This window comes from Bradyrhizobium sp. LHD-71, assembly GCF_031157255.1.
In the GTDB taxonomy this organism is placed as follows: Bacteria; Pseudomonadota; Alphaproteobacteria; order Rhizobiales; family Xanthobacteraceae; genus P52-10.
Map to the genome: position 1 here is coordinate 361,232 of NZ_JAVIFX010000003.1, position 25,702 is coordinate 386,933.

At 62.8% G+C, this 25,702-nt stretch carries 26 protein-coding genes; 13 read left to right on the top strand and 13 right to left on the bottom strand.

Annotated features, from left to right (window positions below; translation table 11 throughout):
* A complete protein-coding gene (gene trxB / locus RCO31_RS04405) occupies nucleotides 1–966 on the bottom strand; it encodes a thioredoxin-disulfide reductase (protein ID WP_308967007.1) in 966 nt (321 codons plus the stop codon).
* Nucleotides 967–1,253: 287 nt separating this feature from the next.
* On the opposite strand from trxB, the gene RCO31_RS04410 reads away from it, so the two are divergent.
* Both RCO31_RS04410 and RCO31_RS04415 read left to right on the top strand, forming a co-directional pair.
* Nucleotides 1,254–1,733 carry an Lrp/AsnC family transcriptional regulator gene (locus tag RCO31_RS04410; protein ID WP_308967008.1) on the top strand — a complete coding sequence of 160 codons (480 nt, stop codon included), beginning with the start codon at nucleotides 1,254–1,256 and terminating at the stop codon, nucleotides 1,731–1,733.
* A 194-nt stretch (nucleotides 1,734–1,927) separates the two neighbouring features.
* Nucleotides 1,928–2,683, top strand: a complete 756-nt coding sequence (locus tag RCO31_RS04415; protein WP_308967009.1) for a sulfite exporter TauE/SafE family protein — start codon at nucleotides 1,928–1,930, stop codon at nucleotides 2,681–2,683.
* 107 nt (nucleotides 2,684–2,790) lie between these two features.
* On the opposite strand, the gene RCO31_RS04420 is transcribed toward RCO31_RS04415, so the two are convergent.
* The 6 genes from RCO31_RS04420 to RCO31_RS04445 all read right to left on the bottom strand — a co-directional run bounded on the left by RCO31_RS04420 (nucleotide 2,791) and on the right by RCO31_RS04445 (nucleotide 9,103).
* Nucleotides 2,791–3,192, bottom strand: a complete 402-nt coding sequence (locus RCO31_RS04420) for a DoxX family protein (RefSeq protein WP_308967010.1) — start codon at nucleotides 3,190–3,192, stop codon at nucleotides 2,791–2,793.
* 118 nt (nucleotides 3,193–3,310) lie between these two features.
* Complete coding sequence (locus tag RCO31_RS04425) at nucleotides 3,311–3,838, bottom strand: GNAT family N-acetyltransferase (RefSeq protein ID WP_308967011.1); 528 nt, start codon at nucleotides 3,836–3,838, stop codon at nucleotides 3,311–3,313.
* Nucleotides 3,839–3,906: 68 nt separating this feature from the next.
* Entirely contained in the window at nucleotides 3,907–4,383 is a 477-nt protein-coding gene (gene greA / locus RCO31_RS04430; protein WP_308967012.1) for a transcription elongation factor GreA, read from the bottom strand.
* Between the two features lie 186 nt (nucleotides 4,384–4,569).
* Nucleotides 4,570–7,899: a carbamoyl-phosphate synthase large subunit gene (gene carB / locus RCO31_RS04435; RefSeq protein WP_308967013.1), complete on the bottom strand. Its 3,330-nt coding sequence runs from the start codon at nucleotides 7,897–7,899 to the stop codon at nucleotides 4,570–4,572.
* Between the two features lie 363 nt (nucleotides 7,900–8,262).
* The gene (locus tag RCO31_RS04440; RefSeq protein WP_308967014.1) at nucleotides 8,263–8,961 is read right to left on the bottom strand and encodes a class I SAM-dependent methyltransferase; all 699 of its coding nucleotides are present in this window, start codon (nucleotides 8,959–8,961) and stop codon (nucleotides 8,263–8,265) included.
* 7 nt (nucleotides 8,962–8,968) lie between these two features.
* The gene (locus RCO31_RS04445) at nucleotides 8,969–9,103 is read right to left on the bottom strand and encodes a hypothetical protein (RefSeq protein ID WP_308967015.1); all 135 of its coding nucleotides are present in this window, start codon (nucleotides 9,101–9,103) and stop codon (nucleotides 8,969–8,971) included.
* Between the two features lie 186 nt (nucleotides 9,104–9,289).
* Here RCO31_RS04445 and RCO31_RS04450 point away from each other — a divergent pair, with 186 nt between their 5' ends.
* Nucleotides 9,290–9,829: a DNA starvation/stationary phase protection protein gene (locus RCO31_RS04450; protein WP_308967016.1), complete on the top strand. Its 540-nt coding sequence runs from the start codon at nucleotides 9,290–9,292 to the stop codon at nucleotides 9,827–9,829.
* A gap of 601 nt (nucleotides 9,830–10,430) precedes the next feature.
* Nucleotides 10,431–11,435 (top strand): c-type cytochrome, encoded by a 1,005-nt coding sequence (locus RCO31_RS04455; RefSeq protein ID WP_308967017.1) that lies wholly within the window; start codon nucleotides 10,431–10,433, stop codon nucleotides 11,433–11,435.
* Nucleotides 11,436–11,448: 13 nt separating this feature from the next.
* Here the strand turns inward: RCO31_RS04455 and RCO31_RS04460 are convergent, their stop codons facing one another.
* On the bottom strand, nucleotides 11,449–11,976 hold the full coding sequence (locus tag RCO31_RS04460) for a PaaI family thioesterase (protein ID WP_308967018.1): 528 nt from the start codon (nucleotides 11,974–11,976) through the stop codon (nucleotides 11,449–11,451).
* Between the two features lie 125 nt (nucleotides 11,977–12,101).
* Here RCO31_RS04460 and RCO31_RS04465 point away from each other — a divergent pair, with 125 nt between their 5' ends.
* From RCO31_RS04465 to RCO31_RS04480, 4 genes are all read left to right on the top strand, one after another.
* Complete coding sequence (locus RCO31_RS04465) at nucleotides 12,102–12,701, top strand: TetR/AcrR family transcriptional regulator (RefSeq protein ID WP_308967019.1); 600 nt, start codon at nucleotides 12,102–12,104, stop codon at nucleotides 12,699–12,701.
* Between the two features lie 242 nt (nucleotides 12,702–12,943).
* Nucleotides 12,944–14,512: a sodium:proton antiporter gene (locus RCO31_RS04470; protein WP_308967020.1), complete on the top strand. Its 1,569-nt coding sequence runs from the start codon at nucleotides 12,944–12,946 to the stop codon at nucleotides 14,510–14,512.
* A gap of 80 nt (nucleotides 14,513–14,592) precedes the next feature.
* Nucleotides 14,593–15,570, top strand: coding sequence for a tripartite tricarboxylate transporter substrate binding protein (locus RCO31_RS04475; RefSeq protein WP_308967021.1), 978 nt, complete (start codon nucleotides 14,593–14,595; stop codon nucleotides 15,568–15,570).
* A gap of 31 nt (nucleotides 15,571–15,601) precedes the next feature.
* A complete protein-coding gene (locus RCO31_RS04480) occupies nucleotides 15,602–16,618 on the top strand; it encodes a hydroxyacid dehydrogenase (RefSeq protein ID WP_308967022.1) in 1,017 nt (338 codons plus the stop codon).
* A gap of 44 nt (nucleotides 16,619–16,662) precedes the next feature.
* Here the strand turns inward: RCO31_RS04480 and carA are convergent, their stop codons facing one another.
* Nucleotides 16,663–17,862: a glutamine-hydrolyzing carbamoyl-phosphate synthase small subunit gene (gene carA, locus RCO31_RS04485; RefSeq protein ID WP_308967023.1), complete on the bottom strand. Its 1,200-nt coding sequence runs from the start codon at nucleotides 17,860–17,862 to the stop codon at nucleotides 16,663–16,665.
* Between the two features lie 169 nt (nucleotides 17,863–18,031).
* Here carA and RCO31_RS04490 point away from each other — a divergent pair, with 169 nt between their 5' ends.
* Both RCO31_RS04490 and RCO31_RS04495 read left to right on the top strand, forming a co-directional pair.
* Nucleotides 18,032–18,487 (top strand): GatB/YqeY domain-containing protein, encoded by a 456-nt coding sequence (locus RCO31_RS04490; RefSeq protein ID WP_308967024.1) that lies wholly within the window; start codon nucleotides 18,032–18,034, stop codon nucleotides 18,485–18,487.
* A 64-nt stretch (nucleotides 18,488–18,551) separates the two neighbouring features.
* Nucleotides 18,552–20,162: an acyl-CoA synthetase gene (locus tag RCO31_RS04495; protein ID WP_308967063.1), complete on the top strand. Its 1,611-nt coding sequence runs from the start codon at nucleotides 18,552–18,554 to the stop codon at nucleotides 20,160–20,162.
* 3 nt (nucleotides 20,163–20,165) lie between these two features.
* Here RCO31_RS04495 and RCO31_RS04500 read toward each other — a convergent pair whose 3' ends face one another.
* The 3 genes from RCO31_RS04500 to RCO31_RS04510 are packed head-to-tail and all read right to left on the bottom strand — an operon-like array spanning nucleotide 20,166 to nucleotide 21,499.
* Nucleotides 20,166–20,684 (bottom strand): SRPBCC family protein, encoded by a 519-nt coding sequence (locus tag RCO31_RS04500; protein ID WP_308967025.1) that lies wholly within the window; start codon nucleotides 20,682–20,684, stop codon nucleotides 20,166–20,168.
* A gap of 40 nt (nucleotides 20,685–20,724) precedes the next feature.
* Nucleotides 20,725–21,192 (bottom strand): SRPBCC family protein, encoded by a 468-nt coding sequence (locus RCO31_RS04505; RefSeq protein ID WP_308967026.1) that lies wholly within the window; start codon nucleotides 21,190–21,192, stop codon nucleotides 20,725–20,727.
* Nucleotides 21,185–21,499, bottom strand: coding sequence for a metalloregulator ArsR/SmtB family transcription factor (locus RCO31_RS04510; RefSeq protein ID WP_308967027.1), 315 nt, complete (start codon nucleotides 21,497–21,499; stop codon nucleotides 21,185–21,187). Before RCO31_RS04510 ends, RCO31_RS04505 begins: the two co-directional genes overlap by 8 nt.
* Before the next feature lie 105 nt (nucleotides 21,500–21,604).
* On the opposite strand from RCO31_RS04510, the gene RCO31_RS04515 reads away from it, so the two are divergent.
* The gene (locus RCO31_RS04515; RefSeq protein WP_308967028.1) at nucleotides 21,605–22,219 is read left to right on the top strand and encodes a LysE family transporter; all 615 of its coding nucleotides are present in this window, start codon (nucleotides 21,605–21,607) and stop codon (nucleotides 22,217–22,219) included.
* 2 nt (nucleotides 22,220–22,221) lie between these two features.
* On the opposite strand, the gene RCO31_RS04520 is transcribed toward RCO31_RS04515, so the two are convergent.
* Complete coding sequence (locus RCO31_RS04520; RefSeq protein ID WP_308967029.1) at nucleotides 22,222–22,992, bottom strand: N-formylglutamate amidohydrolase; 771 nt, start codon at nucleotides 22,990–22,992, stop codon at nucleotides 22,222–22,224.
* Nucleotides 22,993–23,085: 93 nt separating this feature from the next.
* On the opposite strand from RCO31_RS04520, the gene RCO31_RS04525 reads away from it, so the two are divergent.
* Nucleotides 23,086–23,481, top strand: coding sequence for a gamma-glutamylcyclotransferase family protein (locus RCO31_RS04525; RefSeq protein WP_308967030.1), 396 nt, complete (start codon nucleotides 23,086–23,088; stop codon nucleotides 23,479–23,481).
* Nucleotides 23,482–23,570: 89 nt separating this feature from the next.
* The gene (gene dnaG / locus RCO31_RS04530; protein WP_308967031.1) at nucleotides 23,571–25,595 is read left to right on the top strand and encodes a DNA primase; all 2,025 of its coding nucleotides are present in this window, start codon (nucleotides 23,571–23,573) and stop codon (nucleotides 25,593–25,595) included.
* Nucleotides 25,596–25,702 lie beyond the last annotated feature (107 nt).

A 25,702-nucleotide genomic window follows, 5' to 3' on the forward strand; every position in this document is an offset into this window, starting at 1 on the left:
TCACTCCGCCGCCGCCCGTTCCGTGGCATGGAGTGCGAGAAACCGCTCTGCCTCCAGCGCCGCCATGCAACCCAATCCCGCAGCCGTCACCGCTTGGCGATAGGTCTCGTCGGCCACGTCGCCGGCTGCGAACAATCCTGCGACCGATGTCGCCGTCGAGTGCGGAGCGATCTCGACATACCCGGACGACTTCATCTTGACCTGGCCGACCACCAGTTCGGTCGACGGCGCGTGACCGATCGCAATGAACACGCCATCGGATGGAAGCGTAGTGATCGCGCCGGTTTTGACATTGCGGACGCGGACGTTGGTTACTTTGCGCGGATTCTCGTCGCCACGGATCTCTTCGATCGCGCTGTTCCAGATCACGTTGATCTTCGGATTCTTGAACAACCGATCCTGCAGGATGCGCTCGGCGCGGAAGCTCTCGCGGCGGTGGATCAGCGTGACCTTGGTGGCGAAGTTCGTCAGGAACAAAGCCTCTTCGACCGCCGTGTTGCCGCCGCCGACCACCACGACCTGCTTGCCGCGATAGAAGAAGCCGTCGCAGGTTGCACAGGCGGAGACGCCGAAGCCTTTGAATGCTTCTTCGGAAGGAAGGCCGAGCCAGCGCGCCTGCGCGCCGGTTGCGAGGATCACGGTGTCGGCGAGATAGACGTCGCCGCTGTCGCAGGTCAGGCGGAAGGGACGGCTGCCGAGTTCGAGTTTCGTCACCAGATCGGTGACGATCTTGGTGCCGACATGAGCCGCCTGCTTCTCCATCTGCTCCATCAGCCACGGCCCCTGGATCACATCGGCGAATCCTGGGTAGTTCTCCACATCCGTGGTGATGGTGAGCTGGCCGCCAGGCTGAATACCCTGGATCAGTACGGGCTCGAGCATCGCGCGTGCTGCATAGATCGCCGCCGTATATCCGGCGGGCCCGGATCCGATGATAACGACCTTGGCATGAATTGATTGGGCCATTTCCGGACAATTCCCTGAGCTGGCCTCGATGCGAATTGCGCGGGTTATGCGGCCCGTACAGGCCCAGCCGCTTACGGCGCATGGAGGGGTATCTGAATTATTCTAAGTGATCTGGCGAGCCATGCAAGTTTCGCAACTCACATTCTTGGGAATAGAATTTCGTATTTGGTTTCGGTAATAAAATTGCTTCATCCCTGCGATTTTGGGGTATGAGGGGCGGGACTTCGTTGCAAATATTGCAACGCACCCGCCGGAATCGGCGCGCAACTAAGCCTAAAGCGACGGCAATGAGCAGGGACCTCGACGACATCGACCTGAAGATCCTGGCGGAAATCCAGGCAGACGGCCGAATCACCAACGTGGAACTGGCGCGACGGGTCGGCATCTCGCCGCCACCCTGCCTGCGCCGTGTCCGAGCCTTGGAAGAGGCTGGCTACATCTCCGGGTATCGCGGTCTGCTCGACCCGCGAAAGCTCGGTTTCGACGTGACCGTGTTTGCGTCAGTTCACCTGTCGAGCCAGGCGGACGCCGACCTGCGGGCATTCGAGGCCTTCGTGCGCGCCGAACCGCTGGTGCGCGAATGCTGGATGCTGTCAGGCGATGTGGACTTCATCCTGAAGTGCGTCGCGCCCGACATGAACACCTTCCAGGAGTTCGTCACGCGCCTCACCGCAGCCCCCCACGTTCGCAACGTGCGGACCTCGCTGGTGCTGCACAATTCCAAGGACGCCGCAGCCGTTCCGATGGAAATGGCCGCCCGTCGCTAGCCATGTGAATTTCGCCAACCTCTGATGGTCGTTCTCATAGCCGTTCGAAGAACGGCGTCGCTTCGCTCGCCCATAGCCGTTCGAAGAACGGCGTCGCTTCGCTCGCCCATAGCTGTTCGAAGAACGGCGTCGCTTCGCTCGCCTATGGACAACGGGCATGACGTTGGAAATTTCCTGCTCAAGCAATTGAAACTATGACCTCCCTCCAACTCGTCCTTCTCGTTCTGGCAGGCTTCGGCGCCGGCATGGTGAATGCAGTCGCCGGCGGCGGCTCGTTCTTCACCTTCGCCGCGCTGGTATTCAGCGGGCTGCCGACACTCGACGCGAACGCGACCAGCGCGGCCGCGTTGACGCCGGCGAATTTCGCGAGCGTGGTCGGTTATCGCGCGGAGGTCCGCAAACACTTTGCCGAGATGCTGCCGTTCATGGTGCTGGGGATGATCGGCGCCGCGGTCGGGGCGTGGCTCTTGATCGCCATCGGCGACGCGGGTTTTCGGCCGACGGTGCCATGGCTGCTGCTCGCCGCGACGGTGTTGTTTGCCGCGTCGTCACAAATCAATCGTCTGATCGCGCCATTTGCAGCATCGAGTACGAAGGCAACAAGATGGCTTGCCTTCCTGCTGATCGGCATCGTCACCGTCTATGGCGGGTTCTTCGGCGCCGGCATGGGCATCATGATGCTGGCCGCACTGACAATCATTGAAAGCGGCAACTTCCACAAGTCGAACGCGATCAAGAACGTCGTCGCGCTCCTGGTCCAGGTCGTCTCATCTGCGCTTCTGATCGCCGGCGGCCTGGTTCACTGGCCGCATGCGCTGATCACCACGGCCGCGTCCATCGCCGGGGGGTATCTCGGCGTCAGCGTCGCGCGTCGCGTGCCGGAAAGAATTATCCGCGCTGTCGTCGTGACCGTCGGTGCAATGCTGACACTGGTGTTCTTTCTGCGCTGAGCGTCACGGTCGGAGGACCGTAGCCCGGATGAGCGCAGCGAAATCCGGGGCTAACTCCGTGACAGATATCCTGGATGTCGCTGCGCTCATCCGGCTACTGGCTGGGATTATTTCCGTCGTAACATTGCATCCGCACTCCACGCGCCGCCGCCGGCGCAGGCGAAATACAGAAATACGAAGCAGAACAGCACGGCGAGGGTGCCGCCGTTGGTCAGCGGATAGAAGCCTTTTGGCGCATGGCCAAGGAAATAAGCGAATGCCATCAAGCCGGACAGGATGAAGGCGACGGGGCTCGTGAACAAGCCGATCAGCAACAGCGCTCCGCCGAACAGCTCCAGCAGGCCAGCGACCCAGGGAAGCGAAAACCGCGGAACGTTGTTCAGATATTCGAATACCGGAAACCCGACGAGCTTCGCCATGCCGTACTGAAGCAGCAGCAGCGCAGTCATGATTCGCAAGATGCTCAGAAGGCGCGGCGACCACGCGGCGCGAAGACTGTCGAGGTGCATGAGTCAAGTTGCTCCGGTTTTGGACGAAATGAGGCCGGAGGCATATCGCGAGAATCGAACGAGAAGTAAATTCCGCGGACGATAACAAACGCGTCAGCTTACGCCCGATCTATCGTCGCTATGACGTCGGTGCGAGCACCTTGGTCATGAGAATCTCGTTGTAATAGATGCCATTGTGCTTCAGCGCATTCACTTCGAGTCCATATGCGACAAAGCCGAAATTTTCGTACAGACGACGGGCGGCGTGGTTATCTTGCCAGACCACGAGCTGAAGGAGCTCGACCCGCGGCTTCGCCGCTTCGATAATCGATCCAACCAACAGCTTGCCGACACCGGCCCGGCGAACATGCGGCCGCACATACATTCCCCAGAGCAGGCCCTTGTGCGCCTCCTTCAGGCCGGGCTGGATACGCAGCCCGACCACGCCGACGAGATCGGTGCCCTGAAACGCGCCGAGCACTTCCGAACCGGCGAGACGTTCCGCGAACCACGTGTCGGTCTGAGCGTTCTCGGTTTCAAACGAGCTCCCGAAAGCTTCCGGATGGTTCTGCAAACCTTCGAGCCGAATGCTTCGGTAGACCGGGGCATCGCTCGGCGCGACGCGGCGGATGCTGATGTCGGCGGGCATCACTTGAGGTGCTCTCATTAAAAGGGGGCCTGATCCGATCAGGCCCCGCGCATTGTCCTCGTTCGTGGAAGTGGCAGACGAGCGCGCTACTTCCACTCGATCTTGGTGACCTCGTAGGCTTTCGCGCCACCGGGTGCGACGACCTCCACCGATGCGCCTTTCTTCTTGCCGATCAGCGCGCGCGCCAAGGGCGAAGTGACGGAGATCCGTCCTTTCTTGGCGTCGGCCTCGGGCTCGCCGACGATCTGCCAGACCTTCTTCTGGTCGGTGTCTTCGTCAACCAGCGTGACGGTTGCGCCGAACATGATCGTGTCGCCGGACAATTTCGATACGTCGATAACGTCGGCGCGCGCGAGCTTGTCTTCCAGCTCGGCGATCACGCCCTCGTTGTGCGACTGCTGTTCCTTTGCCGCATGGTATTCCGCGTTCTCCGACAGGTCGCCATGCGAACGCGCTTCAGCGATCTGCTGAATGATCCGCGGCCGCTCAACCTGCTGGCGATGCTTCAGCTCGCCCTCGAGCGCGACATAGCCCCCATGCGTCATCGGAATTTTGTCAACCATTCTCTATCGTCCTTCGATCCCGCGCGCGGGGCTTCCAGCCCGGCGGTGCAAAACCCATTATACGGTTCACCCATTGTACGGTTCGGGCCCTTGCGCCGAAGGGCCCCGATTTCGATTCATCGATGCCGGAACAAAACAGCGCAGCCGCGCCACGGTTCCCCATTATACACCGGAAGTTCCGAAATTTCACGCGGCCGGGAAGTAGCTTTGCAGGGTCCTCACCTCGAGATCGCCTCCGAGGTAGCCCTTAATCCCCTGCGCAGCAGCAACAGCACCCGAGAGAGTGGTGTAATAAGGCACTTTATGCAAGAGGGCGGCGCGCCGAAGCGAACGGCTGTCGGCCAGCGCCTGCGGTCCCTCCGTGGTATTGAATACCAGTTGTATTTCGCCGTTGGTGATCGCATCGACGATGTGCGGACGGCCTTCGAGTACCTTATTGACCTTCTCGGTCGGAACGCCGTGGTCGATGAGAAACCGCTGCGTGCCGGAGGTGGCGATGACCTTGAAGCCGACGGAAACGAGCAGCCGCACGGCGTCGAGTATGCGGATCTTGTCTTCGTCGCGGACCGACACGAACACCGTGCCCTTGCGCGGTACGCGCGTCCCACCGCCGAGCTGGCTCTTGGCAAACGCAATGGCGAACGACTTGTCGAGGCCCATGACTTCGCCGGTGGATTTCATTTCCGGTCCCAGCACGGTGTCGACGCCCGGAAAGCGCGCAAACGGAAATACCGATTCTTTCACGCCGATGTGTGTGAGCTTATGCGGCGTCAGGTTGAACGACGCGAGACTCTCGCCCGCCATGATCCGCGCGGCAATCTTGGCGACCGGCTTGCCGATCACCTTGGCGACGAACGGCACGGTGCGCGATGCGCGCGGGTTGACTTCGAGAACATAGATCTCGCTGTCCTTGATCGCGTATTGCACGTTCATCAATCCGACGACGTTCAGGCCGAGAGCAAGCGCGTAGGTCTGGCGTTCGAGTTCGGCGACGGTCGAAGCGTCGAGCGAATGCGGCGGCAATGCGCAGGCCGAGTCGCCTGAATGGATGCCGGCTTCCTCGATGTGCTCCATGATACCGACGACAAACGTATCCTTGCCGTCGGCCAGGCAGTCGACGTCGACTTCCACCGCGTCCGACAGGTAGCGATCGAACAGCAGCGGATTCTTGCCGAGCACCGTGTTGATCTGTCCGGTCTTGTCGTTTGGATAGCGCGCCTTCACGTCGGCAGGGACGAGCTCCGGCAGCGTGCCGAGCAGATAGTCGCCGAGCTGGCCTTCCTCGCGGATGATCTGCATCGCGCGGCCGCCGAGCACGTAGGACGGACGCACCACCAGCGGGTAACCGAGTTCGCTTGCGATCAGTCGCGCCTGCTCAACAGAATAGGCGATGCCGTTCTTCGGCTGTTTCAATTCCAGTTTGTCGAGCACGCGTTTGAAGCGGTCGCGGTCTTCGGCAAGGTCGATCGCTTCCGGCGAGGTACCGAGAATCGGCACCTTCGCCTCCTCCAGCGCATGCGCAAGCTTGAGCGGCGTCTGGCCGCCAAACTGCACGATCACGCCGTGCAGCGTACCGCTGGAGCGCTCGGTGTCGATGATTTCGAGCACGTCTTCGGCGGTCAGCGGCTCGAAATAGAGCCGATCGGCCGTATCATAGTCGGTCGAGACCGTCTCCGGGTTGCAGTTGATCATGATCGTTTCATAGCCGACCTCGTCCAACGCGAAGCAGGCATGGCAGCAGCAGTAGTCGAACTCGATGCCCTGGCCGATGCGGTTCGGCCCGCCACCGAGAATGACGACCTTCTTGCGTGCAGACGGCGCGCTTTCGTCCGCTGCGTGACCCGCGAACGGCATCTCGTAGGTCGAGTACATGTAAGCGGTCGGAGAGGCGAACTCGGCTGCGCAGGTATCGATGCGCTTGAATACAGGGCGGACGCCGAGCGCGCGCCGCTGCGCCTTGACTTCGGCCTCGGTCTTCTTCGCCAGCACCGCAAGGCGCGCGTCGGAAAAGCCCATTGCCTTCAATGCACGCATGCCATGCGCGTGCGGCGGCAGGCCGTGCGCTGCGACCTTTGCTTCGGTGTCGATCAGGTCGCGGATCTGCGCCAGGAACCACGGATCGATCTTGCAGGATGCGAAGATCTCGTCGTCGCTGAAGCCGAGCCGCATCGCCTGCGCCACCTGCAGCAGGCGGTTGGGTGTCGGCGTGCCGAGCGCCGCGCGCACCGCGTTCTTGTCGTCCGAGTGGCCGAGACCTTCGATCTCGATGTTGTCGAGGCCGGTGAGCCCGGTTTCGAGGCCGCGCAGCGCCTTCTGCAGGCTCTCCTGGAACGTACGGCCGATCGCCATCACTTCGCCGACCGACTTCATCGATGTGGTCAGCGTCGGACTTGCGCCCGGGAATTTCTCGAAGGCGAACCGCGGAATCTTCGTAACGACGTAGTCGATGGTCGGCTCGAAGGACGCCGGCGTCGCGCCGCCGGTGATGTCGTTGGCGATTTCGTCCAGCGTATAGCCAACCGCGAGCTTGGCCGCGACCTTGGCGATCGGAAAGCCGGTGGCCTTCGAGGCCAGTGCCGAGGAGCGTGACACGCGCGGATTCATCTCGATAACGACGAGCCGCCCGTCGACCGGATTGACGCCGAACTGTACGTTCGAGCCGCCGGTCTCGACACCGATCTCGCGCAACACCGCCAGCGAGGCGTCGCGCATGATCTGGTATTCCTTGTCGGTCAGCGTCAATGCCGGCGCCACTGTGATCGAATCGCCGGTGTGCACGCCCATCGGATCGACGTTTTCGATCGAGCAGACGATGATGCAATTGTCCTTCTTGTCGCGGACGACCTCCATCTCGTACTCTTTCCAGCCGAGTACGCTCTCCTCGATCAGGACTTCGTTGGTCGGTGAAGCGTCGATGCCGCGCTCGACGATCTCGATGAACTCCGCCTTGGTATAGGCAATGCCGCCGCCCGTGCCGCCCATGGTGAAGGACGGCCGGATGATCGCCGGCAAGCCGATTTCGTCGAGCGTGCGCAGTGCGTCCGGCAAGGTCTTGATCTGCCGCGAGCGTGGCGTTTCGAGACCGATCTTGGTCATCGCATCGCGGAAGCGCTGGCGGTCCTCGGCCTTGTCGATCGCGTCGGCCGTCGCGCCAATCATCTCAACATCGAACTTGTCGAGAGTCCCCTGCTTGCGCAGCGACAGCGCGCAGTTCAGCGCCGTCTGGCCGCCCATGGTCGGCAACAAGGCGAAGCCGCCGGTGATGACGTTGCGTTCCTTCTCGATGATCTTTGCGACGATTTCCGGCGTGATGGGCTCGATATAGGTCGCGTCCGCCAGTTCCGGATCGGTCATGATGGTCGCGGGATTGGAGTTGACCAGGACGACGCGATAGCCTTCGGCCTTCAGCGTTTTCACCGCCTGCGTGCCGGAATAGTCGAATTCGCAGGCCTGGCCGATGACGATCGGGCCGGCGCCGATGATCAGGATGGTGGATATGTCAGTTCGTTTCGGCATCGCGTCCCGTCTGCGAGGCGGCAAAAGCACACAAAAAAAGGGCGCGCTCGCCGCGCGTCCCTTGAGCCCGTGCGGGTCATGTTTCCCGCGCGCGCCGTGTCTAGACCAGATTTCGGGGCCGGGGAAGTGAATAAAGCGGCCAATCCACCAGCCGAATTGCCTTTATTCTCAAAGGGATGGTGATTCGGGCCACGGACTGGAGGCCCGGCCTGGGCTTGAACCAGGATAAGGAGCTTTGCACAGCTCCCGCGTCACTTCCGCCTCCGGGCCGTCTGTACGGCTATTTAGCCGCACTACGCTGGGGAAGTCCCTAGCAGTCAGTTGTCGTGGTTAATCGGCCGTTCGAAGGCGGACGGGCCCGAGTCAGCGCGGCGTCGCCACAAACGAAAGCCGGGCCGGCTGGTGTTCGAAATTGAACGGCAGCCGCGCTGCTTTGAATCCCGCCGCGTCGATGCGTTCGGTGATTTCCCGTTCGGTATAGGTCGTGATGCCAAGGCTCGCGCGGATGCGCCGATAGGGGGAAAGCACGGTACGCACGAGCCCTGCGATCGCGGCACCGAGAAAGTCGTTTCGCCAAGCGTACCTTAACAGCGCCAGCGCGTCGGAGACGGGGCTCACGCCGGGCGGCACCACATCGGCCAGCACCAGCCGGCCGTCTGGCGTCAGCAATCTGCGCCAGGTGCGCAGCAGTGCGTCGAGCTCGTCGCGCGTCAGATACTGGGCGACCGAATTGGCAACGACCAGATCCAGCGTTCCGGCCGGAATGGCCTGAAGCTCGTCCGGGCCGATCACCTTGATGTTCGGCTGCCCTCCGAAACGGGTCCGCAGATGATCGCGAACGCGCGCCGCGGCCTCGCATAGCCAGAGCTGTCCGACGCTTGCCGCGACCCGGTCCGCATGCGTGGCCTCGCCGCAACCGAAATCGAGGACCTGCGCACCGGGCGCCGGCCCCAACTGCAGAATACGGTCAGCGACTTCACGATAATGCTGGTCGAGATGCCGTGCATTCACATAGATCGAATGTTCGGAATTCCAGAAACTGATCCAGTTGTCTTGCGACATGACGAAGCTACCGCGCGTTGCCGTTTGGCGGCACGAACCAGACCGGCGATATCTCCGACTGCATCGTGCTGTGAATAAACTGCCACACCAGCGTGATCTTACTTGTATGCAGGATGTGCTCGCTTGCGCGTATCGTCATCATCGCCGGCTCGTTGCCCTCTCATTATGCGCGGCAAGGATGAGGGAAATCTGGCAAGGGCCGGTTTGATTGAACTGAAGGAGTTGTCGTTCGGCGGGTGGAACCTATATTCGGATGGGGACGTTAGTGGGTCTGAAAGCCCCTGTCCATTGCGGCGGGCCGCCGCCGCTTGTCACAAAGGATTTAGCCGTGAACAAGCCCGTCAAGTTCGATCCCAAACAGAAAGTTGCGCCTGCTCTCGATACGCCGACTGATTTGTCACAGGAGGGCGTCGACAAGATCTCGGCGGCGATGAACGTGATCCTCGCCGATTCATTCGCGCTTTACTTGAAGACCAAGAACTTCCACTGGCACGTCTCCGGACCGCATTTTCGCGACTATCACTTGCTGCTCGACGAACAGTCGGCCGCGATCCTTGCGACGACCGATGAGATTGCCGAGCGCGTCCGCAAGATAGGCGGTGCGACGCTGCGTTCGATCGGTCACATCAGCAAGCTGCAGACCATCGACGACAATGACGAGCCGTTCGTGCCGGCGCGCGACATGCTGCGCGAACTCATGAATGACAATAAGGCGGTGGTGAAGACCATGCGCGAAGCGCACGAGATCGCCGACAAATACAATGACAGCGCCACCGCAAGTTTGCTCGAGAACTTCATTGACGAGGCGGAGAAGCGGACCTGGTTCCTGTTCGAAGCGAGCCGCGACGCGGGTGACAACGCCCGCTGAATTGTACGGATCCACGGCCGACGGGTTTCAGCCAGGATCGATTTTATCGGCAGCGACCGAATGGAGCGGCCGGCGGCGGCTCCATTCGCGGTTTCACCTTGCTTTCGAAGGGGCCATCCGGAGAATCCCGACGTGACCATCGTGAATGGTTGCGGGATTGTCGCGGGCCTGGAGCATGGCTGGGTCATCGCTTTGTGCTCGGCAATTTCACGCTGAGCTTTTATCCTTGCGCCGGCGCTGTTTCTTTTGGAGGGCTGCCGGCGGCCACATCTACCAGATGGTCACGGCTCAAAACTTCGCCCCGGTAACGCCGGCATGATCTGCATCCTCGTGCCGGTGTTCGGTTTTGTATTCCTCTGTCTTCAATACCGCTATCAGCGTGAAGGCCGTTCCGCCGCGCCGGCGAGTGTCACAGCTGCATAGTCGCGCGCGATGGATGGAGCTCATTCCGTCCGCCTGCCGCGGATTCCTTCGACCGAACGCTGCGGCCGATCAAATTTAGGAAAGTCTGATGAACTTGCAGCAGTGAAGGTACATGAATCCTCGGTTTGATCAGCGCGATCGCAATGAAGCTGGGCAAGACGAGCATCGAAGGATGAGGATGGGAGCGGGACGCAAGACAGCCCTTGCCGCGCTGGTGGCCGGAGTCCTCACGGGAGCCGTTGTTGCGCAAGAGTCGGCTTCGAAAGATGATCCGATCTGGACCGTTCCTGAAGTTGGCGCGTTGCCGAACGACAAGCATGGTCGGCTGGTGCGGCGAGGTCGGGATTTGATCACTGCCACTTACGCGCATATCGGACCGTTCGCTGCGCCGGCGAAGCGTTATGCGGGCAATAATCTGGCTTGCAGCAACTGTCATCTCGAGGCCGGCACGAAGAAGTTTGCGGTGCCAATTTTCGGGCTGTTCGAGGAATTTCCGCAATATAGCGCGCGGACCGGCGCCGAGATCAGCATCGAGGATCGCATCAATGGTTGCATGACGCGCAGCATGAACGGGCGTCCTCTGCCGCTGAACTCGCCGGAAATGAAGGCCATCGTTGCCTATATCAAATTCCTGTCGACTGGCGTGCCGCCGGGCCGGAAAGTGCCGGGCCTCGGTGTGGGCCGGATGCCGGAGCTCCAGCGGGCCGCTGATCCAGTGCGCGGCAAATCGATCTACGCCAAGGCCTGCGTCGCGTGCCACAACATCAACGGCGAGGGCGTGCCCATAACCCATCCCATGACCAAACTCGGCTACATGGTGCCGCCGTTGTGGGGGCCGGACACGTTTAACGACGGCGCCGGCATGAATCGGCTCATCACCATCGCGAACTTCGTTCACTTCAACATGCCGCATGGCGCCGATTATCTGGACCCGCAGCTCTCGGCGGAAGATGCGTGGGATGTCGCAGCCTATGTCGTTTCACAGCCGCGGCAGCACAAGGATGGCCTTGACCGCGATTATCCGGACCTGCTGACGAAGCCGGTCGATGCGTCCTATGGCCCCTATGCCGACAGCTTCAGCCAACAACAGCACAAGTACGGTCCATTCGCGCCCATTCGAGACGAACTGAAACGCCTCAAGTCCGAGAAGGGGAGCGGGCAGGGACCACAAAGTCCGCGCTAAGTGGGGGCAAGCCTCACGCGGCCTTCGGCAACGGAATCTCGAACACCAGGCACGTCGTCGTCGCGTGCGCCAGGAGCTTCCCGCTCGCGTCCCTTAGATGTGCCTCGGCGGTTGCTGCGCGGCGGCCCGCACTCAGGACGCGTCCCTCGGCGCGGACCGGACCGGTGTCCTTGGTGATCGCCTTGATGAAGCTGATCTTGAATTCCAGTGTCGTGTAACCCTGGCCCTTGTCCATCATGGTGTGCACAGACACGCCAAGCACCGTATCCATCAAGGTCGCGGCATAGCCGCCGTGCACCGTGCCGATCGGATTGTAGTAGTCGAACGAGGGAATGGCCTCGGCCAGGGCGTAGCCCTTCTCGACCTTCGTCACCAGAAATTCCATGGCGCGTGTGATCGGCGGAGCCGGCATCTTCCCATCGACGACGGCTTGCATGAATTCGAGCCCGGTCATCGACGCCATCACTTGCGGCGGGACGACGTCGTAGGTGCGCTCTTCCTTCAGCAGCGCGGCAATGTCCTTGGGGGCGGCGGCGTTCATCACTTGAAAATCTCCAGCATGCACTTTATGATTACGATCGTAATTATTAATTCAATGCCTGTCCAGAACGGCGATGGGAAGGCTGCCATGCCCGGAGTTCGTCGCCGCGCTTGGGGAGATCGATGATGCGGATCTCGAAGGAAAAGGCGGCTGCGAACCGTGATGAGGTCGTCGTCGCCGCGGCACGATTGTTTCGCGCCCGCGGCCTCGACGGTGTCGGCGTCGACGCGGTGGCGGAGGCGGCTGGCCTGACCCACGGCGCGGTCTACAGCCATTTCAAATCCAAGAATGCGCTTGCTGCCCAGGCCGTCCGTCAAGCACTGCATCAATCCATGCGCGAATGGCTTTCGCTGACGGAGGGCCCATCGGCAACGGATGCTTTCGAGAAGCTGCTGAAGACCTACGTATCGCGCTCCCATCGCGATCATCCCGAAGCCGGCTGCTCGGTCGCCGCAATCGGTGCCGATGCGAACCGCGGCGATGACGATCTACGCGAGGTCTTTCGCGACGGGGTGACCCAGTTCATCGAGGTGCTGGCGGCTGTATCCCCTGATGCCACCGAGGTAGACAGGCGCCGCACAGCCATCCTACGCGCGGCGGCGATGGTCGGTGCGCTTGTGATGTCGCGCGCCGCCGCGGCCGACAAGGCTCTGTCGGACGAGATCCTCGCGGTGGTCCGTCGCCGGTTGATCGACGTTGGCGTGGGCGGCCCGTTGGCGGGGTGAGTTGAGCGCTCACACCGGTCTCTTTGGTGCCTTCCTGGTCTCCTGTTTCCGGCGCTTGCACCAACTCGCCGCAAGCCTGCGTGCGAGAAACAAAGGACACTGGCAAGTTGTAACTTTAGTGCGGGTTGGTGCCGACGTTCCGGTGAATAGGCTTGCAGCCAGGCTGATCGGGACGTCAGAAATACCGCACGAGCCTGATTGTTCGGGCAACGTCTCTTCATCGAGGCGCAGGGGAGCTTTCCGTGACGACCTTCGAATGGATCATCGGTCTCCTGTTGGGGGCCATTCTGCTTTCGGCCATAGCGCGCAGGCTGAACGTGCCGTATCCGACGTTCCTCGCACTCGGTGGCGCGGGGCTGGCGTTTCTGCCGGTGGCTCCGGAATGGACGCTTGAACCGGAGCTCGCGCTTGCGCTGTTCGTTGCGCCCGTGCTGCTTGATGCCGCGTATGATACGTCGCTGCGCGATCTCCGGGACAATTGGCTTGCCGTCTCCACCCTCGTCGTGATCGCCGTCGGCGTGACGACCGCGAGCGTGGCCGTCGTCGTTCACTGGCTGGTGCCAGCAATGCCCTGGGCTGCAGCGGTTGCGCTCGGAGCGATCGTGGCGCCGCCCGATGCGGCGGCTGCGACCGCAATCCTGCGGCAGGTCAGGATTCCTCATCGCCTCCTGAAAATTCTGGAAGGCGAGAGCCTTCTGAACGACGCCAGCGCGCTGCTGATCTATCGCGTCGCCGTGGGAGCGGTCGCGGTGCAATCGCTGGAGGTGAGCGAGATCGCGCCGTCGGTGCTGATCGCGCTGGTCGGAAGCCCTGTCGCCGGCTACCTGTTCGCAAAGCTGACGGCGCGGATCAGTGCGCGCATCGAGGATCCGCCGAGCGCGGTCATCATGCAGTTCGCCAACACGTTTCTTGTCTGGATCGTTGCCGAGAACCTCGGCCTCTCCGCCATTCTTACCATCGTCGTCTATGCGGTGACGATTGCGCGCACGGCGCCGGGTAGCACGCCCGCGCGGATTCGCGTTCCATCGTATGCGGTGTGGGAAACCGCGGTGTTTGTCCTCAATGTGCTGGCGTTCGTGCTGATCGGCATGCAGCTTCGCCCCATTCTCGGCAACCTCCCGCAAGAATTGCGGATGGACTATCTCGCCGTCGCAGGTGCCGTGCTGCTCACGGTGATCGCCGTCCGGCTCGTGTGGGTGATGGCGTTCAATACCGGTTTGCGCATGTACATTGCGCGCTACGGGTTTCATCCGCGTCGGCCGGTGATGCGACCGAGTGCGCAGGGCGGCTTCCTCGTTGCATGGTGCGGCATGCGCGGAATCGTTACGCTCGCGGCCGCGTTCGCGCTGCCTGACGGGTCCGCGGGCAGCACAATGTTTCCTTATCGCGACCTCATCCTTCTGACCGCGTTCGTCGTCGTGCTCGGATCGTTGCTGATCCAGGGGCTGACGCTCGGTCCATTGGTAAGGCTCTTGAAGATGGACACGGCCGATCCGGTCGCGCGCGAGGTCGGCTTTGCCCGCGGCGTTGCGTATCGCGCCGCGCTCGCCGCCATCGATGGGGACGACAGCGAGGCCGCGCGCCTCGTGCGAAAGGAATATCAGGCGGTGCTCAGTCGCAGCGGTGCTGATCAAGGGGAATTCGCCGAAAGCGAGCTGCCGGCTGATCCGCTGCGACGGCGAGGTCTCGCAGCGGCGCGCCAGGCGATCCTTGCGCTGAGGGATGCCGACGACATCGGCGATGATGCTTTCCATCGTCTGGAGGAAGAACTCGACTTCGCCGAGCTCAATGCTGGCGGCAGAGCAGCATAGCGCAGGGAGTTGTTCGCGCCGTCGCCGGAATATTGACACGGTGCATATTTCCTCTACGAGCCCTCTCGGGAGGAAATCACATGTATACGCGACGTGCTCTAACCGGTGCCTTACTTGCCTGTGCGGCACTTCCCCGTTTCGCATCGGCGCAGTCGGCCTGGCCAGCATCGCGGTCGATCGAGGTCATCGTGCCGTATCCACCCGCGGGCGGCATCGACATCATGGCTCGTCTGTTGACGAAACACCTGCCGAGCCAGCTGACCGGCGCGAACTTCATCGTAACCAACCGCGCCGGCGCAGGGGGGCAGATCGGCAACGAAGCGATCTTCGCCGCCCGTCCTGACGGCTTCACGCTGGGGGCTGTCGCAACCCAGGGCTTCATCACCAAGGCGCTGGATAAGCCCGTCCGCTACAAGACCGCCGAGTACACCTTCCTCGCGAATGTGGTGGACGATCCTGGCGCGTTCTGGGTCAGGCAGGATTCTCCGCTTCGTACCCTGAGCGATCTGCGTACCGCCATGTCGAAGGGGCACGAGACCGTGTCGGTCGGCACCGCCGCCGGCACCTCCTCGGATGATCATCTGCTGCTGCTGGCCTTCGAGGCCGCTGCCGGGGCGAAGGCGCTGCACGTGCCCTACAACGGGACCGCCGTCGCAGTCCGTGATCTGATGGGCGGGCAAGTCGACGTTGCCTCCTACAATGTCAGTGAGGGACTGGCTCTGGCACGGGAGGGCCGCACGCGTTGCCTCGGTCAGGCGGGCTCGGCACGCTGGTCTCCGCTGGCCGACGTTCCGACCTTCCGCGAGGAGGGCCTGGATGTGCTCGGCGGATCCGCGCGTGGCTTCGTCGGCCCGCCCGGCCTGCCGGCTGAAATCACCGACCGGCTCCTGACAGCATTCCATGCGACTCTCGCCGATCCCACGTTCCTGGCCGATGCGGAGCGGGCGAACCTGCCGCTGCGGCCGCTTGTGGGCGATGCCTATCGAGCCGCGGTTCTGGCGGAAGAGGTCGCCGTGAAGCGGCTCTATGAACGTGCGCCCTGGTCCACCCAGCCCTGATCCGAAAACCTTTCAAGCAGATCGCCAGTCCATGCCCCACGTGGTCATCGCCGACCCGATTCACCCTGATGGCGTCCAGCGCCTGATCGATGCCTCAGGGCTGACCTTGAACTACGCCGGGCAAGCCGGATGCCCCGCGCTTGCGGAGCAACTCCGGACAGCGGAGGCGGTCATCGTGCGCGGCACGAGGGTGGACTCCGCCTTCCTGGCCATGGCGCCGCGGTTGCGCATGGTCTGCCGCCACGGCGTCGGCTACGACTTGGTGGACGTCCCCGCGGCGACACGCGCAGGTGTCGCGGTGATGATCACGCCTGAAGCCAATGCGGCTTCGGTGGCTGAGCACGCGCTGATGCTGATGCTGGCGGTGTCGCGTCGCGTGCTGCCGGTCGCTGCGGGGGTGCGCGCTGGGCAATGGCGGGTGCAGGGCCAATCGCACACCTTCGAACTCGGTGGGCGCCGGGTGCTGGTGGTGGGATTCGGTCGGATCGGCACGCGCGTCGCACGGCTCTGTGCAACCTTCGGAATGCAGGTCCTGGTGCATGATCCATTCATTCCCGCCGGCACCATTCGCGGCGCAGGTTATGAGGTGGTGAAGGATCGAGATGCCGGCCTGGCCGTCGCCGACGTGGTCACGCTGCACCTGCCGGCCAGCGAGGCCACGCGCGGAATGGTCGAAGTCGGCTTCCTCGCCGCGATGAAGCCCGGCGCCGTGCTGATCAACACCGCCCGCGGCACGCTGGTGGACGAGGCGGCTCTGGAGGCCGCTTTGCGCTCAGGCCATCTCGGCGGGGCCGGGCTGGATGTGCTGCGCGTGGAGCCGATGCGTGAGCCGCCCGGCTTTCTGTCGTTGGAGAATGTCGTGGTCACGCCTCACGTCGCTGCCAGCACCGCCGAGGGACTACGACGGATGGCCTGGGACGCGGCCGGCAACGTTATCGACTTTCTGGAAGGGCGTCCGGACCGGGATGCCGTCGTGAACCTCGAAGCCTTGGACGACAAAGCCTTGGACGACAAAGCCTTGGACGACAAAGCCTTGGACGACCGATAAGCCGTCGCACGCCGTAGCCTGGTCGGCGTTCGTCAGAGGTTACGTCAAGAAACGCGGGCCGGCTTGCGCTTGCGCATCAGCTCGGCAAAGCGCTTGAAGAGATAGTGGGAATCGCGCGGCCCGGGCGAGGCTTCGGGGTGATACTGCACCGAGAATACCGGCTTGTCGGACAGCGCGATGCCGCAGTTGGAGTCGTCGAACAGCGAAACATGGGTCTGCTCGACATTCTTCGGCAGCGTGGTCTTGTCGACGGCGAAGCCGTGATTCATTGAGGTGATTTCGACCTTGCCGGTGGTCATGTCCTTCACCGGATGGTTCGCGCCGTGGTGACCCTGATGCATCTTCACGGTCTTGCCGCCGAGCGCGAGGCCGAGCATCTGGTGGCCAAGGCAGATGCCGAAGGTCGGCACGCCCTTCTCGACAATCTCCTTGATCACCGGCACCGCATACTTGCCGGTCTCGGCCGGATCGCCCGGGCCGTTCGACAAGAACACGCCGTCCGGTTTCATCGCCAGAATATCTTCAGCCGTCGTCGTTGCCGGCACGACCGTCACCTTGCAGCCTTCGCCCGCGAGCAGTCGCAGGATGTTGCGCTTGATGCCGTAATCGATGGCAACGACGTTGAACTCGTGCTGGTCCTGCCTGCCAAAGCCCTCGCCCCAGACCCACGGCGTTTCGTCCCAGACGAAGCGCTGTGCGCTCGTCACCATCGGCACAAGGTCCATGCCTTCCAGGCCAGGCCAGTCCGCCGCTTCCTTCTTCAGCGCGTCCAGGTCGAATTTGGCTGTCGCAGCGTGGGCAATCACCGCGTTCGGCATGCCCTTGGTGCGGATCAGCGCGGTCAGCGCGCGCGTGTCGATGCCGGCCAGGCCGATGATGCCGCGCGCCTTCAGCCACTGGTCGAGGTGGCGCGTCGCGCGGTAGTTTGAGGGATCGGTGATGTCGGCGCGCAGGATCACACCGCAGGCGCCCGGCCGTGCCGCCATGTTCAGCGCCTCGATGTCTTCCTCGTTGGTGCCGACGTTACCGACATGCGGAAAGGTGAAGGTGATGATCTGTCCGGCGTAAGACGGGTCGGTGAGGATCTCCTCATAGCCGGTCATCGCCGTGTTGAAGCAGACTTCGCCGACGGCCTTGCCTTCGGCGCCGAGGCCGAAGCCCTCCAGCACAGTGCCATCCGCGAGCACGAGGAGCGCGGTCGGTTTCGGTTCCGGCCAGGCGGCTGCAGCGTCCATTTGGGTCATGAGCGCACGAAATAGTCTTGGTCCGTTGGACAGTCAACGCCTATGACGGACTGTCAACGGCAAGCAGGCTGGCGTGCCGGATTGGACGGGGACACCGGGCCGGCGGGCCTGAACCGTTGTGAATCGGTCCTGAAGGTCCTAAATCATCGCGCAACGTAAGGAGACTGCCATGCTGCGCGACGCGATCAATACCGCCGTCAAGGAGGCCATGAAGGCCAAGGAGGAGCGCAAGCTCTCCACGCTGCGCATGATGAACTCGACCATCAAGAATGCCGATATCGAGGCGCGCGGCCAGGGCAAGCCGCAGCTGCCCGACGAGGAACTGCTCAGCCTGTTCCAGAAAATGATCAAGCAGCGCCAGGAGTCGGTCGAGCTTTACGACAAAGGCGGCCGCGCCGAGCTTGCCGCGCAGGAGCGCGAGGAGATCGCGGTGATCTCTACCTACTTGCCGAAGCAGCTTTCCGAGGACGACGTGAAGGCCGCGATCGCCGCCGCCATCAAGGAGACGGGCGCAGCCAGCATGAAGGACATGGGCAAGGTGGTCGCCTCGCTCAAGGCGAAGTACGCCGGGCAGATGGACTTCGGCAAGGCCTCCGGCCTGGTGAAGGCCGCGCTCTCCGGCTGAGGCCGGCCGAGGTCCCCCTCGTAGAGGGTTTCTTCAGGCGATGGCGGGCGCTACTCTGCCCGCCATGCTCACCGAAACCTCTGACTACGAGAAGCTCCGCCGCGACTTCCGCTGGAACGTACCGGAGCATGTCAATATCGGCACTGCAACCGTCGACAAGCATGCGGACGGCTCAGGCAGGCTCGCGCTGATCGACGTCGGCGCGGATGGCCGTACGGTCCATTATTCGTTCGACGACATGCTGAGAGCTTCGAACCGCTTCGCCAATGTGCTGCAGGCGGACGGGTTGACGCGCGGCGACCGCGTCGCCGTGTTCCTGTCCCAGTCGGTCGAGCTGCCGGTGGCGCATCTCGCCGCGTTCCGCTCCGCCCTGATCTCTGTGCCGCTGTTCACCTTGTTCGGTGAGGACGCGCTCGAGTTTCGTCTGGCGAACTCGGAAGCGAAGGCCATCGTCACCGACGAGAGCGGGCTCGAAAAGCTCGCGCGCATCAGCGACCGGCTGCCGGCTTTGAAGCGCATCTATGTGGTCGGCGAGCATGCGCCCGCGGGCACCATCTCGTTTCGCAAGGCGATGGATGGCGCGTCCGATGCCTTCACGCCGGCCATCACCCGCGCCGATGATCCGGCGATCATCATCTACACCTCGGGCACCACCGGAAATCCAAAAGGCGCGCTGCACGCGCATCGCGTGCTGCTCGGCCATCTGCCGAACATCCAGATGTGCCACGACTTCTTTCCGAAACCGAACGACGTCTACTGGACGCCGGCCGACTGGGCCTGGATCGGCGGCCTGTTCAATGCGCTGTTTCCGGCCTGGTACTTCGGCGTGCCGATCGTCGCCAGCCGGGCGCGAAAGTTCGAGCCGCAGGCGGCCATCAAGCTGATGGCGGATCACAAGATCCGCAACGTGTTCTTCCCGCCGACCGCGCTGAAGCTGATGCGTCAGGCAGGCGTGAGGGCCGACGGCGTCAACCTGCGCAGCATCATTTCCGGCGGCGAGTCGCTCGGCGCGGAATTGCTCGACTGGGTCCGCTTAACGTTCGGCATCGACGTGCACGAAATTTTCGGCCAGACCGAGTGCAACCTTTGCGTCGGCAATAACGCAAAGCTGTTTCCGATCCGGCCCGGCTCCATGGGCCGCGCCGTTCCGGGCTTTGATGTGCGCGTGCTCGACGAGGCCGGCGAAGAGGTGCCGAACGGCACGACCGGTGGCATTGGCATTCATCGCGGAACAGCCTCGACCATGCTCGAATACTGGAAGAACCCCGAGGCGACGGCGAACAAGTTCACCAAGGACTTCCTGATGACCGGCGACCTCGGTCGCAGAGATGACGACGGCTACTTCTGGTACATCAGCCGCGAGGACGACGTGATCACCTCGGCCGGTTACCGCATCGGTCCTGCGGAGATCGAGAACACGCTGATCAAGCATGCCGCAGTGGCGATCGCTGCTGTCGTCGGCATTCCCGATCCGATCCGCACCGAAGCGATCAAGGCCTGGATCGTGCTGCGCCCGGGCTTCCCGCCGAGCAACGAGCTCGCGCAGGAAATCCAGGAGTTCGTCAAGGTGCGGCTCTCGGCGCACGAATATCCGCGCCACGTCGCCTTCACCGACTCGCTGCCGATGACCGCAACCAGCAAGGTGATCCGGCGCGAATTGCGGGCGAGGGGATAAAGGTCACTCCCCCGGCAGCTTGATGCCGAGCTTCTTCAGCGCTTCGAGCATCTCACGCGGCGGCTGCATCGCAATGCTCGGCGCCTTTCCCGTCTCCAGCAGACTCTTCAGGCTGGACAGGATCGCCGGCCAGCCCTGCCGGCCGCCCGAGAGAATTTCGTCGCTGATCGGCCGGTCGTGCAGCTGCGACATCGTCAGCCGCACCGTGTCGCCTGCGACCTCGAGGTCGTAGCGCACGAGTTCGACGCCGAGCGCCTCGACCAGGCCCGGCCAGTTGACGTTGAAGGTGACGGTCAGCTTTCGCGGCCGTTCGCACTCGACGACTTCGCCCGAGATGTGCACCGAGCCGTCCGGCGCACGCAGCACGAAGGCGCCGCCGATCCGTTCGTCCACCTCGACAGCGAGGCCGTGGAAGTATTGTCGGCTGAACTCCGCAGAGGTCAGCGCCTCCCAGACCTTTTCAGGCGTGGACGCGATGTAGATCGAGTAGACGATGCCGGGTTTGTACTTGCTGATGTCCATTTCGAAGTCCCGTGATGATTTGAAGTTGGCAACTTGCGCGTCAGCGCACCGCGGCGATTTCCATGGCCTCGAACGGGATGACGAGCGGTTCATTCCGCTCCAGCAAGCTCTTCAGGCTCGCAAGGATGGCCGGCCATCCCTTCGAAATGCCATCGATCACGACGCTGTCGGGGGCGAAGTCGTCATGCGTCAGGGTCAGCTTCACGAGCTTCCCGTAAGCCTCCAGCACGAACGTCACGCGCGACGGTCTTTCCTTCCGGGCTTTCTCGTTGAGCTCGTGGTGGAACGTATAGGACAACCGCTTCGGTGGATCGCATTCGAGCACGGTGCCCGTATCGGTGACTTGGCCGTCCATCACCAGGGCGAGGGGCGATCCGACGGACCAGTCGCTCCTGAGCTCCGTATTGAACCAGTAGCGTTTGGTGAATTCGCTTCCGGTCAGCGCCTGCCAGAGCTTCTCTCGCGTGGTCTCGATGTAGGTGACATAGACGAATTCCGGCCTACTCATCACGCTTCTCCAGTTGCCGTTTCAATTCGCTCAGCGCATCGAGCCGTGTGCGCTCGAATTTCCTGATCCAGCGATCGCCGATCTGATGAATCGGCACCGGATTGAGATAGTGCAGCTTCTCCCGCCCGTGCTTGAGCGTGACGACGAGGTTGGCGTCCTCCAGGAGCTTCAAGTGCTTGGTGACCGCCTGCCGCGTCATCGCAAGCCCTTCACAAAGCTCGTTCAGCGTCTGCCCGTTCCGCGCGTGCAGCCGGTCAAGCAACTGCCTCCGGGAAGCATCCGCGAGCGCCCTGAAGACATCGTCCATGGATGGATAATAGGCAACCAAATGGTTGCATGTCAAGTGGCCAATATTGGCCACGAGTGTCGTGCAGGCTGTAAACTCGCCCGGCATCACGGAAGGAAATCAAACATGTCCCTCGAACTCTATCTCGCCTATGTCGTTGCCTGCATCGTGCTGGCGATGGTGCCCGGGCCGAACGTCACGGTGCTGATCGCCAACGGCTTGAAGCACGGCACGCGAGCGGCGCTGATCTGCCTTCTGGGCACCCAGGTCGGTCTCGCGATCGTCATCGCCATCGTCGGCGCCGGGCTGACGACGCTGATGGCCACCATGGGCTACTGGTTCGACTGGGTGCGGCTCGCAGGTGCTGCCTACCTGATCTGGATCGGCATCGGCATGCTGCGCGCCAAAGGCGGGCTGTCGCTCGATAGCGCCTCGGCGCCGCCGCGCGGCGGTTTCTTCCTGCAAGGTTTCCTTGTGCTGTTGAGCAATCCGAAAGTGCTGGTGTTCTTCGGCGCGTTCATTCCGCAGTTCGTCGACATGAAGGGCGACCACTTCGCGCAGGTGGCGCTGCTCGGCGTCACGTTCATGGCCGTCGCCGCCATCACCGATGCGGTCTATGCGGTGCTGGCCGGACGCGCGCGAGCATTCCTGTCGGCGCATCGGGCGCGCCTGCTGTCGCGCCTTTCCGGCGTGTTCATGATCGGCGGCGGCGTCTGGCTGGCCTTTACGCGGGCGAGATAGGCTTATCCCGTGATCACGCCGAGCTGCCGCTCCGCTTGGTGAAAGATGCGTGTCAGCCGTTCCGCCCACGCGCGCTGGCCTGCTTCGTCGCCGATCAGATCCTGGCGGATCTCGATGCCGGTGTGGACGAGCCCGCGCGGCTCTGCATGCACCGGGATCGCATAATCCGTTGCGTCGCTCGCCGCATAGGGTTGATTGTCGCCGACGACCAGATCGCCCTCGGCATGCAGCAGCGCCATCAGGATCTTCGCCAGCCGCGCGTCGCGATTGTAGAGCATGCCGATATGCCACGGCCGTTCGACGCCCGCATAGACCGGCGTGAAGGAATGCATTGCGACGAAAACCGTGGTGCGGTTGTCGCGTGCGCGTTCGTCGAGGATGTCGGCGATGCGATCGTGATACGGCTGGAAGATCTCCTTGCGCCGTGCCGCGGCGCTCTCATCGGAGATGTTTTCGTTGCCCGGAATCGGCGTCGCTTCGCTCAACACCGGGATCGACGACGACACGCCCGGCGGCCGGTTGCAGTCGATCACGAGGCGCGAATAGCGCTGCGCGATCATGTGCGCGTCGAGCGCTTTTGAAAGCAGCGCCGTCACACCGGCGATGCCGATATCCCAGGCGATGTGCCGCTCCCATTCCGCTGGCGGCACACCCAGATCGCCGAGTGCGCGTGGGACCAGCCGTCCGTAGTGATCGCAGGTGAAAAGAAAGGGGGATGGGCCGGAAACGTTGTTTTCGAGGACGGGAAAAGGTTCGTCGGCAGCAAGCAGCATTGACGTCGTTGTCTCCGTTCGATTGTGTGCGTCCTTGCGAGCCGCGAGAATGCAGTCTTAGCATCCGCAACGGCGAAGGAAAGAGGCTGCAAGTTGAGCACCGACCATCTCTTTGTCTTCGGCACATTGCTGAGCGGCTACGATCATCCGATGGCGCGGCTGTTGTCGCGCGAGGCGGATTTGATCGGCGAAGCGAGCTGCCGGGGACGTCTCTATCTCGTCAAGCATTATCCCGGCATGGTGATTTCCGCCGACCAGGCCGAACAGGTGTTCGGCGAGCTCTACCGTCTGCGGCAGCCGCGCGAGCTGCTGCGCACGCTGGACGATTATGAAGGCTGCGGCGAGAACGACGTCAGGCCGCACGAGTTCGTCCGGCAGCATGTCGCCGTCGCGATGCGCGATCGCACGTTGCAGGCCTGGACCTATCTCTACAACCGTCCCGTGGCGCATCTTCCGCGCATCGCGTCGGGGCGGTTCCTGCAGCATTAGGGCTCGGTCGCATGTGAATGCCGGGGACAAGCCTAGGCCCGGTCCCAACGAAACCCTATAATGATCAGTCAGTCCTGACTTAGGTCCCCATGCGTTTCACGCCCCAGTTTCTCGATGAGCTGCGTGCGCGGCTTCCGGTGTCGGAAGTCGTGGGCCGGCGCGTGAAGCTGAAGAAGGCGGGGCGCGAGTTCAAGGGCCTGTCGCCGTTCCAGCAGGAGAAGACGCCCTCGTTCTTCGTCAACGACCAGAAGCAGGCGTGGTTCGATTTTTCCTCGGGCCGGAACGGCAACATCTTCGACTTCGTCATGCATACCGAAGGCTGCTCGTTCCCGGAGGCGGTCGAACGGCTCGCGGCGATGGCCGGCCTCGCGATTCCGCAAAGCTCTCCTGATGCGGATCGCAAGGAGCAGCGGCGAAAAACGCTGCACGACGTGATGGAACTCGCGACGACGTTCTTTGCTGAAACGCTGGCGTCGAAAAACGGCGCCAAGGCGCGCGGCTATCTCGCCGACCGTGGCATCGATCCGACAACCCAGCTCAAGTTCCGCATGGGCTACGCCCCGCCGGAGCGCTTCGCGCTGAAGGAGCATCTCGGCAAGGCCGGCGTTCCGGTCGAGGACATGGTCGAGGCCGGGCTCCTGATCGGCGGCGACGACATTCCCGTGCCTTACGACCGGTTCCGCGACCGTGTGATGTTTCCGATTACCGACATGCGCGGCCGCGTCATCGCCTTCGGCGGTCGCGCGCTGGATAAGGACGCGCCGGCGAAATACCTGAATTCGCCGGAGACGCCGCTGTTTCACAAGGGCGACAATCTCTACAACATCGCTGCGGCCCGCCAGGCCGCGCACGAAGGCGCCACTCCGATCGTCGTCGAAGGCTATGTCGACGTGATCGCCATGGTGACGTCAGGCTTTCCGGCGGCGGTGGCGCCGCTCGGCACCGCGCTCACCGAGAATCAGCTCGCGCTGCTCTGGCGCATGGCGGATGAGCCGATCCTCTGCTTCGACGGCGACCGGGCCGGGCAGAAAGCGGCGTTCCGCGCCGCCGATCTCGCGCTTCCGCATCTGAAGCCCGGCAAGAGCCTGCGCTTCGCGCTTCTGCCTGAAGGACAGGATCCCGACGACCTCGCGCGCTCCGGCGGGCGTGCTGCGATCGAGGAGGTCGTCGCTGCCACGCGTCCGCTCGCCGAAATCATCTGGCAGCGGGAGGTCGAGGGCGGAACGTATGCGACGCCCGAACAGCGGGCGGCGCTGGAGGCGCGGATCAACGAGCTGGCGCAGAGCGTCCGCGACGAGGTGGTCCGCAAATATTATCGGCAGGATCTGCAGGAGCGGTTGCAACGACTGTTTCAGCCGGCAGGCGCCGATGGCGGCTACCGCAGCCACCGCGCCGGGCCGGGACAGGGCGGGTTCCCGCGGCAGCGGAACGAATCGGCATCGCGTTTTCCGCGCCCCGGCACAGGTTTCGGCGGCCGGGGTGGTAACGGACGAGGTTTTGCACAGGCAGGCGCTGCCGCGTTTCGGCAGGGGCCGTATCAGCCGGCGAGCGCGCAGCTCGCAGCGAGCCCGCTGGTGCGCGGTCAGCGTTCGGTGCTGTCCCGGCGCGAGGCGTTGATCCTGCTCATGCTGATCAACCACCCTTGGTTGTTGCACGATCATCTCGAAGAAGTCGCTGCGCTCGAGCTCGCGCATCCGCAAGCGCATCGCCTGCGAGCTGCGATCATCGCCGCATGGGCCGGCGACCATCATCATTCCGGCGAGCCGGATGAGCAAAGCGAGAAGCTGCGTGCGGACCTGGTCAAGGCCGGATTTTCGGAGCTACTTCAAAGGGTTGAACGATCGATTACAACCGCAGCGGTGTGGGGTGCGCAAGCGGGAGCAGCGATCGATGATGTTTTGGCGACTTGGAAGCAACTCGTTGCCTTGCATCATCAATGGCATTCCCTACTTAGGGAATTGAGGGACGCCGAACTGGCCCTGGGTCAGGACGCGACCGAATCCAATTATGGCTGGTTGCGGGACGTGAAGACGAGACTCGCTGCCATGGAAGGCACCGAAGCCCTGATCGAGGGCTTTGGGGAATTGTCCGGACGGGCCCAGAAGGGCATGTAGCGAAACCCGTTTGTCCCGTCGGGAACCAGAAAAAGACTCGCCAAAACGGATGTTTGGCCGCAGATACAGGGTTAATCGAGGTTTAACGAGACTCCGCCCTATTAGTA